13 protein-coding genes and 1 tRNA gene are annotated in these 13,447 nt (G+C 71.0%); 11 read left to right on the forward strand and 3 right to left on the reverse strand.

Going from position 1 to position 13,447, the window contains the following annotated elements:
- The first annotated feature begins 9 nt into the window (after positions 1-9).
- Both CEY15_RS11755 and sepX read left to right on the forward strand, forming a co-directional pair.
- Positions 10-669: a GNAT family N-acetyltransferase gene (locus CEY15_RS11755; protein WP_017836304.1), complete on the forward strand. Its 660-nt coding sequence runs from the start codon at positions 10-12 to the stop codon at positions 667-669.
- 120 nt (positions 670-789) lie between these two features.
- On the forward strand, positions 790-1,926 hold the full coding sequence (gene sepX, locus CEY15_RS11760; RefSeq protein ID WP_017836305.1) for a divisome protein SepX/GlpR: 1,137 nt from the start codon (positions 790-792) through the stop codon (positions 1,924-1,926).
- A gap of 13 nt (positions 1,927-1,939) precedes the next feature.
- Here sepX and CEY15_RS11765 read toward each other — a convergent pair whose 3' ends face one another.
- Complete coding sequence (locus tag CEY15_RS11765; RefSeq protein WP_095718606.1) at positions 1,940-3,619, reverse strand: bifunctional NAD(P)/FAD-dependent oxidoreductase/class I SAM-dependent methyltransferase; 1,680 nt, start codon at positions 3,617-3,619, stop codon at positions 1,940-1,942.
- An 84-nt stretch (positions 3,620-3,703) separates the two neighbouring features.
- On the opposite strand from CEY15_RS11765, the gene CEY15_RS11770 reads away from it, so the two are divergent.
- The 8 genes from CEY15_RS11770 to CEY15_RS11805 all read left to right on the forward strand — a co-directional run bounded on the left by CEY15_RS11770 (position 3,704) and on the right by CEY15_RS11805 (position 9,717).
- On the forward strand, positions 3,704-4,261 hold the full coding sequence (locus CEY15_RS11770; protein ID WP_095718607.1) for a helix-turn-helix domain-containing protein: 558 nt from the start codon (positions 3,704-3,706) through the stop codon (positions 4,259-4,261).
- A gap of 119 nt (positions 4,262-4,380) precedes the next feature.
- Positions 4,381-4,453: transfer RNA gene (locus CEY15_RS11775), tRNA-Ala, on the forward strand.
- Positions 4,454-4,621: 168 nt separating this feature from the next.
- Entirely contained in the window at positions 4,622-6,154 is a 1,533-nt protein-coding gene (locus CEY15_RS11780) for an MFS transporter (RefSeq protein ID WP_095718608.1), read from the forward strand.
- Positions 6,155-6,188: 34 nt separating this feature from the next.
- The gene (locus CEY15_RS11785) at positions 6,189-6,479 is read left to right on the forward strand and encodes a SelT/SelW/SelH family protein (protein WP_017838481.1); all 291 of its coding nucleotides are present in this window, start codon (positions 6,189-6,191) and stop codon (positions 6,477-6,479) included.
- A 158-nt stretch (positions 6,480-6,637) separates the two neighbouring features.
- Positions 6,638-7,012, forward strand: a complete 375-nt coding sequence (locus CEY15_RS11790; protein ID WP_245847579.1) for a hypothetical protein — start codon at positions 6,638-6,640, stop codon at positions 7,010-7,012.
- A gap of 146 nt (positions 7,013-7,158) precedes the next feature.
- Entirely contained in the window at positions 7,159-8,370 is a 1,212-nt protein-coding gene (locus tag CEY15_RS11795) for an NADH:flavin oxidoreductase (protein ID WP_095718610.1), read from the forward strand.
- Positions 8,371-8,449: 79 nt separating this feature from the next.
- Positions 8,450-9,313: an SDR family oxidoreductase gene (locus tag CEY15_RS11800; RefSeq protein WP_095718611.1), complete on the forward strand. Its 864-nt coding sequence runs from the start codon at positions 8,450-8,452 to the stop codon at positions 9,311-9,313.
- Between the two features lie 5 nt (positions 9,314-9,318).
- On the forward strand, positions 9,319-9,717 hold the full coding sequence (locus CEY15_RS11805; RefSeq protein ID WP_017838485.1) for a DoxX family protein: 399 nt from the start codon (positions 9,319-9,321) through the stop codon (positions 9,715-9,717).
- A gap of 7 nt (positions 9,718-9,724) precedes the next feature.
- On the opposite strand, the gene CEY15_RS11810 is transcribed toward CEY15_RS11805, so the two are convergent.
- Positions 9,725-11,236 carry a dolichyl-phosphate-mannose--protein mannosyltransferase gene (locus CEY15_RS11810; protein WP_095718612.1) on the reverse strand — a complete coding sequence of 504 codons (1,512 nt, stop codon included), beginning with the start codon at positions 11,234-11,236 and terminating at the stop codon, positions 9,725-9,727.
- Between the two features lie 86 nt (positions 11,237-11,322).
- Between CEY15_RS11810 and rsmI the strand changes: the two genes are divergently transcribed.
- Positions 11,323-12,162, forward strand: a complete 840-nt coding sequence (gene rsmI, locus CEY15_RS11815) for a 16S rRNA (cytidine(1402)-2'-O)-methyltransferase (protein ID WP_095718613.1) — start codon at positions 11,323-11,325, stop codon at positions 12,160-12,162.
- A 34-nt stretch (positions 12,163-12,196) separates the two neighbouring features.
- On the opposite strand, the gene CEY15_RS11820 is transcribed toward rsmI, so the two are convergent.
- Entirely contained in the window at positions 12,197-13,396 is a 1,200-nt protein-coding gene (locus CEY15_RS11820; RefSeq protein ID WP_095718614.1) for an aminodeoxychorismate synthase component I, read from the reverse strand.
- Positions 13,397-13,447 lie beyond the last annotated feature (51 nt).

The raw sequence follows: 13,447 nt of genomic DNA on the forward strand, positions 1-13,447 counted from the left end.
GCCGAGACCATGTGGAACGTCGTCGGTACCGACACGGTCGCCCACCCCGGGTGGCCGATCCAGGCCGGCCCGCTCCGGGTCCGCGCCGGTGTGGTGACCCTCCGACCGGTGCGGCGTCGTGACGCCCGCGACTGGTCCGCGTTGAGACTGCACGAGCGGGACCACCTCGAGCCGTGGGAGCCGACCGTCGAGGGCCAGTGGCGGGAGAACAACACCGCCCGCGCGTGGCCGGGCATCCACTCCACGCTCAGACGCCACGCCCGCGCCGGTGTGTCGTTGCCGGCCGCCATCGAGTTGGACGGCCGCTTCTGCGGACAGCTGACCGTCGGCGGGATCGTGCGGGGCGCGCTGCACTCCGGCTGGATCGGGTACTGGGTGGGTCGCCGGGTCGGCGGTGGTGGGGTGGCCACCGCCGCCCTCGCCCTGGGGCTGGACCACGCGCTGGGGCCGGGCGCCCTGCACCGGGTCGACGCCACCGTCCGCCCGGAGAACACGGCCAGCCGGGTGGTGCTGGAACGGTGTGGTTTCCGCGAGGAGGGCCTGCTGCGGCGCTACCTCCACGTGGACGGTGAGTGGCGTGATCACCTGCTGGTCGCACGGACCCGTGAGGAGCACGGCCGGGGCGCGGTGGCGTCCTTGGTGGCCTCGGGTTTCGCCCGTCGCGTCTGAGGATGTCCTGAGCATCGTGACCTGCGGCGCGCCGCCACGGGGCGGGGCCCGGGCGCCGTTACGGTTTAGGCCTCACCACGACGTCCCGTGTCGGGGTAGACGCTCGAGGAGGCCTGATCGATGTCGAGCTCACTGCTGATCATCCTGCTGGTGGTGGTCTGGCTGTTCGTCCTCGCGCCGATGCTCATCCGCTCGCGCAACCCCATCCGCCGCACCGGCGACGCGCTGGCGCAGACCCGCACCCTGTACTCGGGTGGCTCGGGTCGCCTGGTGCCCAGCCGTGGGCGCGCGTCCGGTGACCCGGTCCGGGCCGAGACCGAGGAGACGCTCTTCGGACTGCCCTCCGGAGCGGGCGCCACTGACGCCGAGCTCCTCGACCCCGACACGTGGGGGCATCTGCTGGAGCAGACCCTGCGACGCGAGGCCGCCGGCAGACGCGGGGAGGCCGTGCGACGGGTCATGGAGGAGCGTCGGCACCAGCGGGCCGGTCGCACCGTCTCCGGTGACGACTCCACCGCCGAGGAGGTCACCACCGAGATCCCCGCGGTCGTCGTGGACGACCTGCCCGAGACCGCGACGGGCCGATCCGGCGAGTCGACCGTCGTCGACGGCGAGCTGGTCGAGGCCCCCGCGGGGGGCCGGACCGCGTCGCGCGTCGATCACGACGAGGACGCGGCCGGAATCGACGCCGAGGCCGTGCTGGTCCACCGCGGACGGCGGCGCCCCGTCGAGCCCGAGGTGGAGCTGACTGACGCGGACCTCGACTTCGCCGAGCGCAGGCGGGGACGGGGGGCGTACGACCCCATGGCGGATCGTCAGGCCGCCGAACAGCGCGCCCACGCGCGTCAGCGGACCGCTCTGATCCTGGTGGCACTGGCGGCGGTGGCTGTGGTCGCCGCGCTGGTGACCGTCCCCGCCGTCTGGTGGTTCGCCGGGGGTTCGGTGCTCCTGCTCGCCGCCTACCTCACCTATCTCCGCCGCCAGGTCCGCCTGGAGGAGAGCCTGCGCCGCCGCCGCGTCGAGCGCATGCGACGCGCGCGCCTCGGCGTCGAGTCCCGGGAGGACGACGAGCTCTCCATTGTGCCGCCCCGGCTGCGTCGACCCGGCGCGGTGGTGTTGGAGGTCGACGACGAGGACCCGGCCTTCGACATGCTGGACACCTTTGACCAGGTGCAGGAGACCGACCCCGGTCGCCGGCCGCAGGGGCCGGATCACCGGACCGCGCACCGCGAGCCGCTGCGGCGCGCGGTCGGCTGACCCGAGCAGTCGCTCAGGGCCGTTTCCGGTACATCACGACCCCGTCCTTGACGGTCGCCGTCTGGATCCCGTCCGGTCCCACCGCCTCGCGCGGGCGGATCTCCTCCAGGACGACCTCCCACACCGCCGGGTCCAGTGCCAGTTCGGCCACCTCCTCGGTGGGGGTCAGCAGAACCGGGTGGGCGGCGCCGTGGGCGGAGTGCTCGCCCTGTCCCTCCCGGCCCTCGGTGTCGGGCCGCATCGCCCACGGGGGGATGTCCGCCTCCGACTCGAAGACGTGTGTGACCAGTAGCAGGTGGCCGCCCGGTCGTACCCACTCGGCGGCTCGCCGGAGTATCTGCGTGCGGGGTAGCTCGACGGGGGAGTGGAAGAAGCTGGACGTGACGAGGTCGAAGCGCTCGTCGGTGGTCCAGGTGGTCAGGTCGTGCGACACCCAGTCGACGCGATCGGCCACTCCGCGGGTCGCCGCCGCCTCGGCTCCGCGGGAAACCGCTGTGGGCGACAGGTCCACCGCGGTGACCCGCCACCCCTGCTCGGCCAGCCAGACCGCGTCTCCGCCCTCACCGCAGCCCAGCTCGAGGGCCGAACCGACCGGGAGCGGGCCGACCACCGCTGCGGTCGTGGCGTTGGCGGCCCCCGACCAGCGGGGCCCGTGCCCGGCGTACTGGCCCTCCCAGAACTCGGCCGGAGCTCCGGTGGCGTCGTGGGCGAGGGTCGCGGCGTCAAAGTCCTCGTTGACCAGCATCATGTTGACCATCCCGCCCGCCATCGAGCCCGCGGCCATGGAGACGGGCACGGTGGCCCCCGGGTTGGCGACGTTGCCCGCCGCCCAGATCCGGGGATGGCTGGTCGCACCGAACTGGTCCACCGCGAGAACCGTGCCGAGCGGGGAGGTGGTCCGCTCCAGGTCGAGCCCGTCGAGGAACCGGTCGTGGGGCCGGGCGGTGGGCGCGGCGAAGATCGCGTCGAGTGCGATCTGAGGTCCGTCGGCCAGGCTGACGCCGGTCAGTCGTCCGTCCTCGGACAGGACGCTGGTGACGGGCGACTCCTCGAGCCGGACACCGCGGGCCCGCAGTCGGGCGGCCACCTCGGCATCGGGGGCGCCACTCCCGGCGGTGAGGAACACCAGGTCGTCGGTCCACTGCCGGACGAGCTGAGCCTGGTGCGCCGACATGGCCGACGTGCCCAGCACCGCAATCCTGCTGCCGCGCACCTCCCAGCCGTGGCAGTACGGGCAGTGGAGCACGCTCGAACCCCAGAAGTCCCGGAGGCCGGGGATGTCCGGGAGCTCGTCGGTCTGCCCGGACGCGACGACGAGGGCACGAGCGGTCGCGGGCGCCGCGTCGGCGAACTCGACGGTCAGGTCGCCGGCATTCCCTTCGTTCGTTCCGTCACCGCTCCCCGCCTCGTCGACCCCGCTGTCCCGGACCACGGTCACGGACCCGGACCGCACCGTCACGTCGTACTGTCGGAGCTCCTCGCGGCCCCGGCGGAGCAGCTCGAGCGGATCCACCCCCTCGTGGCCGAGGACTCCGTGCATGTGCGCGGCGAAGCGGTTGCGCGGTTCGCCGGCGTCGACGACGAGCACGCGGCGGCGGGCCCGGCCGAGCATGAGCGCCGCCGACAGGCCCGCGGCCCCACCGCCGACCACGATCGCGTCCCAGTGTTCTGGTGACTTCTCAGTGATGTTCATGGGACCAGTTGACGCCTGGTGTGCCTAAACTGCAAGAAAGCTTGCGCTATTGGCAAGGAGTTGGGCGACGGCGGGAGAGGGCAGATGGGTGGAGAACTCAAGCAGGTGGGCGTGCGGCTGCGTGCGTACCGACACAGTCGCGGGTTGACGCTGGACGAGCTGGCGGAGCGGGCCGGGATGTCGGCCAGCACGCTGTCGCGTCTTGAGTCCGGCAAGCGGCAGGCCAGTCTCGAATTGCTGCTGCCGCTCACGCGCCAACTGGGGATCGGCCTGGACGACCTGGTGGCACCGACCACGGTCGATCCCAGGGTGCGGCGGCCCGTGGTCCACCGGGACGGCATGGTGATCGCGCCCCTGGCCCCCGAGGGGTCATCGGTGGGGACCTACAAGATCACCTACCCGCCGGCGAAAGTGGCGCCCGACCCCCGGGTCCACGACGGGTATGAGTGGTTCTACGTGCTCTCCGGGAAGCTCCGCCTGGTCCTCGGCGACCAAGAGCTGATCCTCACCCGCGGGGAGGCGGCCGAGTTCGACACCAGGGTCCCGCACAGTCTGTCGGCGGCCGGGGGGCGCCCGGCGCAGGTGATCAGCATTTTCAACGACGACGGCGTGCGGATGCACACGCACACCGCGGGGTCGTGACGCCTCCGGGGCTCCCGGTTTGGTCGGTCGCCCGGCCGTGCTGGTAGGGTATCCCTCGCTGCTCGAGAGGGCGGCACTGCTTCCCGCAGGGGCGGCGACACGGCCCGCGAGGGCCGTGCGGGGCTATAGCGCAGTTGGTAGCGCGTCTCGTTCGCATCGAGAAGGTCAGGGGTTCGATTCCCCTTAGCTCCACCCAAGGACTTCGAGTTCAGAGGCCGTTTCCGCGCAAGCGGGGACGGCCTTTCCGCTTGTCAGGTCTGTGCGGCCTAGCCCCGGCCGGGCCGGGGGCCGCGTGAGCGTTCACGCGGGGTTTACCGCGGCACCGGTGTACCCGGGGGTATCTGAGTAGTCTTCTGCGTCATGGCGACACCCGCGCCCGAGGGCGACGACGATCCCGGGACCCCCTCCACGGTTCAGCTCTACATCGACGAGACCCCCCGGTGGCGGGACGGCACCCCGGCGGTCTCGGCCGGCATGACGAGTATGCAGGGCAGGATCTTCTGGCTCGCCTCGGCGGGGAAGTTCTTCGAAGGACTGATCGTGTTCCTCATCGGGGTGGCCCTGCCGCTCATCACCGCCTACTGGTCACTCTCGGCGGTGGAGACGGGACTGCTCACCGCGGCGACCCTCGCGGGCATCATGGTCGGGGCCACGGCCCTCGGCGGGTTGTCGGACCGCTTCGGCCGCAAGCAGATGTTCCTCGTCGAGATGGTCCTGTTCACCGTGTTCCTGCTCGGTGCCACCGTGGCACCCGGGTTCGCCGTCTTCCTCGTGTGCCTGTTCGGGATGGGGGTCGCGCTGGGGTGCGACTACCCGACCGCGCACGCGATCCTCTCCGAGACCCAGACCACCGCCGGCCGCGGCCAGAAGGTGCTGTCGGCGTTCGCGTTCCAGGCGGTCGGCGCCGTGGCGGGAACGCTGGTCGGCGTCGCGATCCTCAGCACCACCAGCTCGCTCGACTCCTGGCGACTCATGTTCGGCGTCGTCGTGGTGCCGGCGGCACTGGTCGCCGTCGGCCGGGTTTTCGTCGTCCAGAGTCCGCACTGGCTCGCCAACGTGGGTCGTCGCGCGGAGGCCGAGGTCGAGCTCACCAAGCTCCTCGACCGCACGCCGCGGTACCCCTCGGTCGTGACGCTCTCGGACGGGCGGGACGGCGGGGCCGGGACCGCGACGAAGGACGTCCGCGCGCTGTTCAGGGCGTCGTGGCGTCGATCGACCATCCTGGCGTCGGTCCCGTGGTTCCTCCAGGACCTGAGCACCTACGGCATCGGCATCTTCACGCCGACGATCATCGCCACCACCCTCGGGAACGTGGCCAGTAGCGACTCGTCGTCGTCGGCGATCATTCACAAGGACCTGCTAGGCGCCAAGGGCGCCGCCCTCATCGACGTCTTCCTCCTGGTGGGCATCCTGGTCGCCATCGTGCTGGTCAACAGGTGGGGTCGCATGCGGCTGCAGATCCTGGGCTTCCTCGGGTGCGCGACCGGGCTCGCCATCGCCGCCTCCTCGACCCTGGCGCACGGGTCGGTGCAGACGGTGCTCGTCTTCACCGGGTTCATCCTGTTCCAGTTCATGACAAACCTCGGCCCCAACTCCATGACCTATGTGGTGGCGGGGGAGGTGTTCCCGACAGCCCTGCGAGGGACGGGGGCGGGCATGGCCGCGTCCATTGCCAAGTCGGGTGCGGTCCTCACCTCGTTCCTCTTTCCGATACTGCTGGTCGCCTGGGGCACCAGCGCGGTCCTGGCGATCCTGGTGGGGACCTCTCTGCTCGGGGCGGTCATCACGTGGTTGTTCCGGATCGAGACCACCGGCAAGAGCGTCGAAGAGATCGATTCTATGTACGAGCCGCATCCGACGATGACGACGACGACGGAGCCCGCCCAGCAGTGAAACCGTATGGTCCGCCTGTGGCACTGTGGGCGACATGCCGTCTCCCCGGATCGCCATCACCTTCTGTACGCAGTGCCGGTGGATGCTGCGCGCCCAGTGGTACGCGGGCGAGCTACTCCAGACCTTCGAGGGTGAGATCGGTGAGATCGCGCTCGTGCCCGCCACGGGCGGGACGTTCCGGATCGATGTCGACGGCGAGCAGGTCTGGAACCGCAAGAGGGATGGCGGATTCCCCGAGATCACCGAACTGAAGCGGGCTGTCCGGGATCTCGTCGCTCCGGGCAAGTCGCTCGGTCACGCCGACCGGGTCGGGCCCTCCGAGTAACCGGACGGCGCCAGTTCGCCGTGACCGCACCCGGAATCCGCGCGAAGTTCGTCTGCGGGTAAGGAAACTCTGATGTGCTGAGATGCAGGCGGCGGCCGCCGCCACTCGACGACACCAGGGAGAACGACATGTCCAGAAGGCTTCTCACAGTGTGCGGCATGGCCGCCGTCGCCCTTCTCGCGGGCGCCGGGACGGCGTCCGCGCAACTCGGCTCCGTCACCGGTTCGCTGCCGGGATCCGCGAGCGGCCCGGTCGGTTCCGTGGCGACCGCGGCGTGCAATGCCGGCAGCGTCGCCAACCTCGCCGGGGCGGGTCTGCCGACCAGTGCGGTCTGTGTGATCGCCCCGGCGCTCGGCGCGTCGATCGACCACCTGCTCGCCGGAGACACCAACGGCTCCGTCGCCGCGCTCGTCGGCGGCGTGCCGGGGGTGGGAAGTGCACTGGAAAGGGTGGTGCCGACCGATTCCGCGGCCGACCTGGTGGACCAGGCACTGGCGGGCATCGACTCCACGTCACTCAACCCCCAGGGCTGAGCGTGCCGCTGGGCGGCCGGTAGGGCCCCGGCGGGCGCCCCGTGGCCGTCGGTGGACGGCCCGGAGGCGGAACCGGCTTTGCACTCAGTGCAAAACTGCTGGCCAAAGCGCGGGTGTGCCGAATTGAAACGCGTTATAGTCCGTCCATGCCCCTCGCACCCGGAACCCCCGCCCCCGATGTGTTCAGCCCGGCGAAGATCGGAAATGTGACGCTGCGCAACCGCATCGTCAAGGCCGCGACGTTCGAGGGCCGCTGCCCCGAGGGTCGGGTCACCGACGAGCTCATCGAGTTCCACGCCGAGTACGCCCGCGGCGGCGTCGGCATGACGACCGTCGCCTACCTGGCCACCTCTCCCGAGGGCCGGACCGACCGGCACCAGTATCACTGGGGTATGAGCGACGGCGGCATGCTCCGCAAGCTCACCGACGCCGTGCACGCCGAGGGCGCGGCCGTCTCCGCGCAGGTCGGCCATGCGGGGGCGGTGGCCAACTCCGCCTCCACCCGGATGCCGGCGATGGGGCCGTCCCGGATCCCGGCCCCCACGGGCATGTCGCTGACCAGGGCCTGCACCGAGGCGGACATCGACCGGATCGTCGAGGACCATGTCCGCGCGGCCCGCGGTGCCGCGGAGGCCGGCTTCGACGCGATCGAGGTGCACTTCGGGCACAACTATCTGGTCAGCGAGTTCCTCAGCCCCCGGCTCAACAAGCGTAAGGACTCCTACGGCGGGTCGCTGGAGAACCGTGCCCGGTTCGCCCGCCGCATCGGCCGCGCCATCCGCGACGCCATGGGGGACCGGATCGCGGTGACCATGAAGCTCAACATGGACGACGGCGTGCCCGGCGGCTTCTGGATCGATGAGGCGGTGCAGGTCGCCCGGTGGATCGAGGAGGACGGCTCGGCGGATGCCCTGGTGATGACCGTGGGCAGCTCGCTGCTCAACCCCATCTACCTCTTCAAGGGTGACGCGCCGCTGCACGAGTTCGCGGCCACCCAGCCGCCGGTGATCAAGCTGGGGATGAAGGTCGTCGGCCCCCGGATGTTCAAGGAGTACCCCTACACCGACGCCTACATGCTCGACGACGCCCGCCAGATCCGCGAGGCCGTCAGTCTGCCGATGATGCTGCTCGGGGGGATCGTCGACCGGCCGTCGATCGACAAGGCGATGAACGCGGGGTTCGAGTTCGTGGCCATGGGACGCGGTCTGCTGCGCGAGCCTGACCTGCCCCTCAAGCTGCAGGCCGACGATCGTCGTCGCTCCCTGTGCGTGCACTGCAACCGGTGCATGGCCACGATCTACAGCGGGAGCCGCTGCGTGTTGCGTGACCACGTCCCGCCCATCCCCGCACGCGAGTGACCCCTGCATGAGACCGGCGTGACGCTACGGTGGGACCCCAGGAGGCCCGCTCGAGCGGTTCGGGCCGGAAGGGAACCACATGTCGAGGAGACGGATCACCGACTACCGCGGCACGACCTGCGTGGTCACCGGCGCGGCCAGCGGGATCGGCCGCGCCGTGGCGATCCGGTTGGCGGGCGAGGGCGCCTCGCTGGTCCTGACGGACCGTGACGCAGCAGGCCTGGACGCGGCGGCAGGAGCCTGCCGGGACACCGGCGGCACGGTGCTCGCCTCCGAGGTGTTGGACATCACCGACCACGAGGCCGTGATGCGGTTCGGCGAGACCGTCGTCGCCGCCCACGGGGCCCCGCACGCCGTCTTCCACGTCGCGGGAAACTCGGCCTGGGGGCGACCTGACCTCCTCGAACACCGCGTGTGGCGGTCGATGGTCGAGGTCAACCTCATGGGCACCATCCACGTGATCGAGGCGTTCGTCCCGGCGATGATGGCCGCCCGGCGACCCGCGGCCCTGGTCATGGTCTCGTCTGCCGCGGGCCTGCTCGGCCTGCCGTGGCACGCCGCCTACAGCGCCGCCAAGTTCGGCATCCGCGGAATCGCCGAGGTCCTGCGGTTCGATCTGGCGCCCTACGGGATCGGCGTGCACCTGGTGTGCCCCGGTGGCGTGGACACCCCGCTGGTGGAGACCGTGGAGATCGCGGGAGTGGACCGCTCGGATCCGCAGGTCGCCAAGACGGTGGACCAGTTCCGTCGGCATGCCGTCACCCCGGAGGTCGCGGCCTCCAAGACGATCGAGGGTGTGCGCAAGGGTCGCTACATCGTCTACACCTCGCCGGACATCAGGCTGGCGTTCGCCGCCCAGAAGTTCGCGCCACCCCTCTACATGCTCGCGATGCGGCTACTGAGCCGTCGGATCAACAAGGCCGGCGAGGGAATCCTCCCGTGAGGGGGATGGAGACCCTCAACGACGCCGCGATCCTGCTGGCCCGGATCGGGCTCGGGGCGGTGTTCGTGGCCCACGGGTGGCAGAAGTTCTTCACCCTGGGGTTGGCCCGGGTGGGGGAGCAGTTCGCCGGGTACGGGATCCCGCAGCCGGAGGTCACCGCCGCGGTGGTCGCCGGGGTCGAGCTGATCGCCGGGATCGCGCTCATCGCGGGCATCCTGACCCCACTGGCCGGGATCCTGCTGGCGGTGGACATGGCGGGGGCCCTGTACTTCGTCCACGCCACCAACGGTCCCTTCGTGACCCAGAACGGGTGGGAGCTCGTGGTGGCGCTGGGGGTGGGGGTGCTGCTCATCGCCGCGGTCGGAGCGGGCCGGTTCAGCATCGACAGGGTGCTGGGCGGGTGAGACCGGCTCAACGCCAGGACGGCAGCCAGAGCTGGTGGTTCCATTCCGTCGGGGTGATGGGCATCCCGGACAGGATGGGCAGCATGTAGATGAAGTTGGCCACCACCAGCGCGAGGTAAAGGCACACGATCCCCAGGCCGATGGTCCGCCGACGGGGGGAGTCGTCGGATCTACCGGCGATCTCGCCCAGCACCAGCGCGACCATCATGACGAAGAACGGCACCATCACCGCGGCGTAGAAGAAGTACATCTGGCGGTCGATCTGGAGGAACCACGGCAGGTAGCCGGCCATGTAGCCGACGAGCGGGAACGCATACCGGCCGTCGCGGCAGATCACCGCCCGCCAGAACGCCCACCCGAGGACGGGGATCGCGAGCCACCAGATCGCGGGCGTGCCCAGGAGCATGATCGCGCGGACGCAGGAATCCTGGCCGCAGCCGGTGACGTCCTCGCCCTGTTCCACGTAGTAGAGCATCGGCCGCAGGCTCATCGGCCAGGTCCACGGCTTGGACTCCCACGGGTGTCGATTGCCCGCCGAGGTGGTGAGCGAGGAGTGGAAGCTCAGCACGGAGGATTGGTAATAGAGCCACGACTGCAGGGAGTCGGGTAGCCAGTTGTCCTCCACCTTGGTGCCCACGACGTGCCGGTAGACGGAGTTCTCACTCGCGAACCACGGCAGCCAGGTGAACATCTGGATCAGGACGGGCCAGATGACGAGCGAGAAAAAGGCGGGCACGGAGTCCCGCAGGAGGGCGCCCGCCAGGGGCCGCCGGACACCGTAGCGGCTGCGCAGGGCCCAGTCCCACGCCACGGTCATGAGTCCGAAGAACGCGATGAAGTACAGGCCGGACCACTTGACGCCCAGGGCCAACCCCAGCATGACGCCGGCGGTGAACCGCCACCAGCGGAATCCCAGGCGCGGTCCGAAGTCCGACAGGTGGAGCCGGCCGGCGAGAGCGGCCCGGTGCATGCGGCCGCGCATCTGGTCGCGGTCCACCAGCAGGGCGCCGGCGGCGGCGGTGACGAACAGGACCTGGTAGATGTCCAGCATGCCGATGCGCGAGGTCACGAAGGTGACCCCGTCGAGACACAGCAGCAGGCCCGCGATCAGACCCAGCTGAGTGGAACGGGTCAGCCGCCTGGTGATCCGCATGACCATCAGCACCACCAGCACGCCGCAGATCGCGGCGGTGAACCGCCACCCCAGGGGCGTGTAGCCGAAGAGCAGGCCACCGAGCGACTCGATCTGCTTGGCGACGGGCGGGTGGACCACCAGCCCGTAGGCGGGGTTCTCCTCGATCCCCAACTGCGCGATGCTGAACGACTGCGGCGCGTAGTGCTTCTCGTCGAAAACCGGGGTGCCCTCGTCCGTGGCGGAGGTCAGGCCCCAGAAGCGGGAGAGGAAGGCCAGCACCAGGATGACGGCGGTGGCCATCCAGTCGCGGGGGGTGTCGACCGGGCCGGTGTCCGGAACCGGGAGCGGGCGGCCCGGGGATCGCACGCCTGGGGTCGGGGTCACACGGCGAGCATAATGGGGGCCTTCCGGACGTCGGGGAGACGGGCACGGCGAGTGGGTGGGCGCGGACCGGGGATAGTCTGGAGCGCATGACGTCCGGACGTGTCGTGTTGGCCGCCACCCCGATCGGGAACCCGGGCGACTCCTCGGCGCGGTTGCGGGACCTGCTGGCCTCGGCGGACGTGGTGGCCGCCGAGGACACCCGGCGCCTGCGTGGGCTCGCCACCGCGCTGGGTGTGACCATCCGGGGGCGGGTCATGAGCTTCTACGAGCACAACGAGGCGGGTCGCGTCCCCCAGTTGATGGACCGCGTCCGGGCGGGAGACGTGGTGGCCGTGGTCACCGATGCGGGGATGCCCTCGGTGTCCGACCCGGGCTATTCGCTGGTCACCGCGTGTATCGACGCGGACCTGCCGGTGACCTGTCTGCCCGGCCCGTCGGCCGTGACCACCGCGCTGGTCCTCAGCGGCCTACCCGTGGACAGGTTCTGCTTCGACGGCTTCCCCCCGCGCCGGGCGGGTCGTCGGCGGACCTGGTTGGCCCGCCTGGCCGCCGAGGAGCGCACGTGCGTGTTCTTCGAGTCGCCTCACCGGCTCGCCGAGACGCTCGCCGAGGCCGCTGAGGCGTTGGGGCCGGGTCGGCGGGCCGCGGTGTGCCGCGAGCTCACCAAGACCTACGAGGAGGTCCTGCGGGGCACGCTCGGCGACCTGGCCGACCGGACCGCCGACGGGGTGCGCGGGGAGATCGTGGTGGTGATCGAGGGGGCGGACGCCGTCGGCTCCGCAGCCTCGACCGAGGACCTGGTGGAGATCGTCGAAGAGCGGGTCGAGGCGGGTGAGCGGCTCAAGGACGCGTGCGCGATCGTCGCGGAGGGGTCGTCGTTGACCAAGCGCGAGCTCTACCAGGCGGTCGTCGACGCGCGGGGCTGACCACCCGCCGAGGTGCGCCGCGCCGCGCCGCCGACTACCAGGGTGGCGGTCCGCCGCCCCAGGTGAACGCGGCCTTGTGCACGCACTCCGCCCACTCGGCGTCGGGGTCCGAGTCGATGGTGATGCCGCCGCCCACGCCCAGCTCCACGCGCCCGTCGTGGGTCACCTCGAGAGTCCGGATGGCCACCGCGAGCTCGAGGTCCCGGCCCAGGGCGAACCCGTACGCCCCGCAGTGCAGACCCCGGGACCGCGGCTCCCACCCGGCGATCAGCTCCCGCGCCCGCGCCTTGGGGGTCCCGGTGACCGAGGCGGGCGGGAACGTGGCCTCCACCAGTGCCGCGTTGTCCGCGGTCGTGAGGGCGGTGACGGTGGAGACCAGATGGTGCACGCCGGGTGCCGGCCGGACGGCGAGCAGGTCGGTCACGGTCACCGACCCGACGTCGGCCACGCGCCCGAGGTCGTTGCGGACCAGGTCGACGATCATGATGTTCTCGGCGACGTCCTTCGCCGACCCCAGCAACAGCCCCGGGTCGAGGTCGGCCGCCAGCGTGCCCTTGATGGGGCTGGTGCGCACCTGGTCACCACGGCGCACCAGGTACTCCTCGGGCGAGAACCCCAGGACCGCGCCCCACGGTCCCTCGAGATACGCCGAACGTGAGGCGGGTGCGTGGCCGGAGATCTCGAGGAAGGTCTCGAGCGGGTCCGCGCGGAGATTTCCGTCCACTCTGGTGCTCAGGCAGGCCTGGTACACCTCGCCCGCTCGGATCGCCTCGAGGCACTCGACGACCGCCGAGCGGTGAGCCGCCCGGTCCGGGGCGGACCAGTGGGGGAGGCGGTCGGTCCGTGCGTCGTCGCCTCGCAGTGCGTCCTTGTCTCGATCGGCGCCGTGGTCGCGCATCACCCGAGCGGGGTCGGGCGCGTCGCCGTGACGCGACCACCGGCCTTCGCCGTCGAGACAGAGCCATCCGGAGGCCTCGCCGCGCACCGCGGCCGGGAGCGGTGGGGCGGCGCCCGGCACGGTGTCGGGGAAGGAGCGGTAGACGACGACGAGATGGTCACTATCCTCGAAAGCTGCGGGGTGCGCGACGGGCTCGAGGTGCACCGACGGCACCAGCACGGCACGGTGGTCATGCCAGTCGCCGAGGAAGGCGGCGGGGGGCGCCAGACCCAGTGACCGCGACCGCCCGTGCAGCGCGCGGAGCAGGTCCGGGACGGCTATCAGACGGTCGGGCACCCATTCATGCTTACACGCAACTGTGCAGGTGAAGAAGTTGTTACCTTGCAC

The organism is Dietzia natronolimnaea, from assembly GCF_002289575.1.
GTDB lineage: Bacteria > Actinomycetota > Actinomycetes > Mycobacteriales > Mycobacteriaceae > Dietzia > Dietzia natronolimnaea_A.

Excerpts from the sequence above, each read along its gene's own strand:
- CEY15_RS11755 (WP_017836304.1), top strand. The coding sequence starts at position 10 with ATGTGGAACGTCGTCGGTACCGACACGGTCGCCCACCCCGGGTGGCCG.
- sepX (WP_017836305.1), top strand. The coding sequence starts at position 790 with ATGTCGAGCTCACTGCTGATCATCCTGCTGGTGGTGGTCTGGCTGTTC.
- CEY15_RS11765 (WP_095718606.1), bottom strand. The coding sequence starts at position 3,619 with ATGAACATCACTGAGAAGTCACCAGAACACTGGGACGCGATCGTGGTC.
- CEY15_RS11770 (WP_095718607.1), top strand. The coding sequence starts at position 3,704 with ATGGGTGGAGAACTCAAGCAGGTGGGCGTGCGGCTGCGTGCGTACCGA.
- CEY15_RS11780 (WP_095718608.1), top strand. The coding sequence starts at position 4,622 with ATGGCGACACCCGCGCCCGAGGGCGACGACGATCCCGGGACCCCCTCC.
- CEY15_RS11785 (WP_017838481.1), top strand. The coding sequence starts at position 6,189 with ATGCCGTCTCCCCGGATCGCCATCACCTTCTGTACGCAGTGCCGGTGG.
- CEY15_RS11790 (WP_245847579.1), top strand. The coding sequence starts at position 6,638 with ATGGCCGCCGTCGCCCTTCTCGCGGGCGCCGGGACGGCGTCCGCGCAA.
- CEY15_RS11795 (WP_095718610.1), top strand. The coding sequence starts at position 7,159 with ATGCCCCTCGCACCCGGAACCCCCGCCCCCGATGTGTTCAGCCCGGCG.
- CEY15_RS11800 (WP_095718611.1), top strand. The coding sequence starts at position 8,450 with ATGTCGAGGAGACGGATCACCGACTACCGCGGCACGACCTGCGTGGTC.
- CEY15_RS11805 (WP_017838485.1), top strand. The coding sequence starts at position 9,319 with ATGGAGACCCTCAACGACGCCGCGATCCTGCTGGCCCGGATCGGGCTC.
- rsmI (WP_095718613.1), top strand. The coding sequence starts at position 11,323 with ATGACGTCCGGACGTGTCGTGTTGGCCGCCACCCCGATCGGGAACCCG.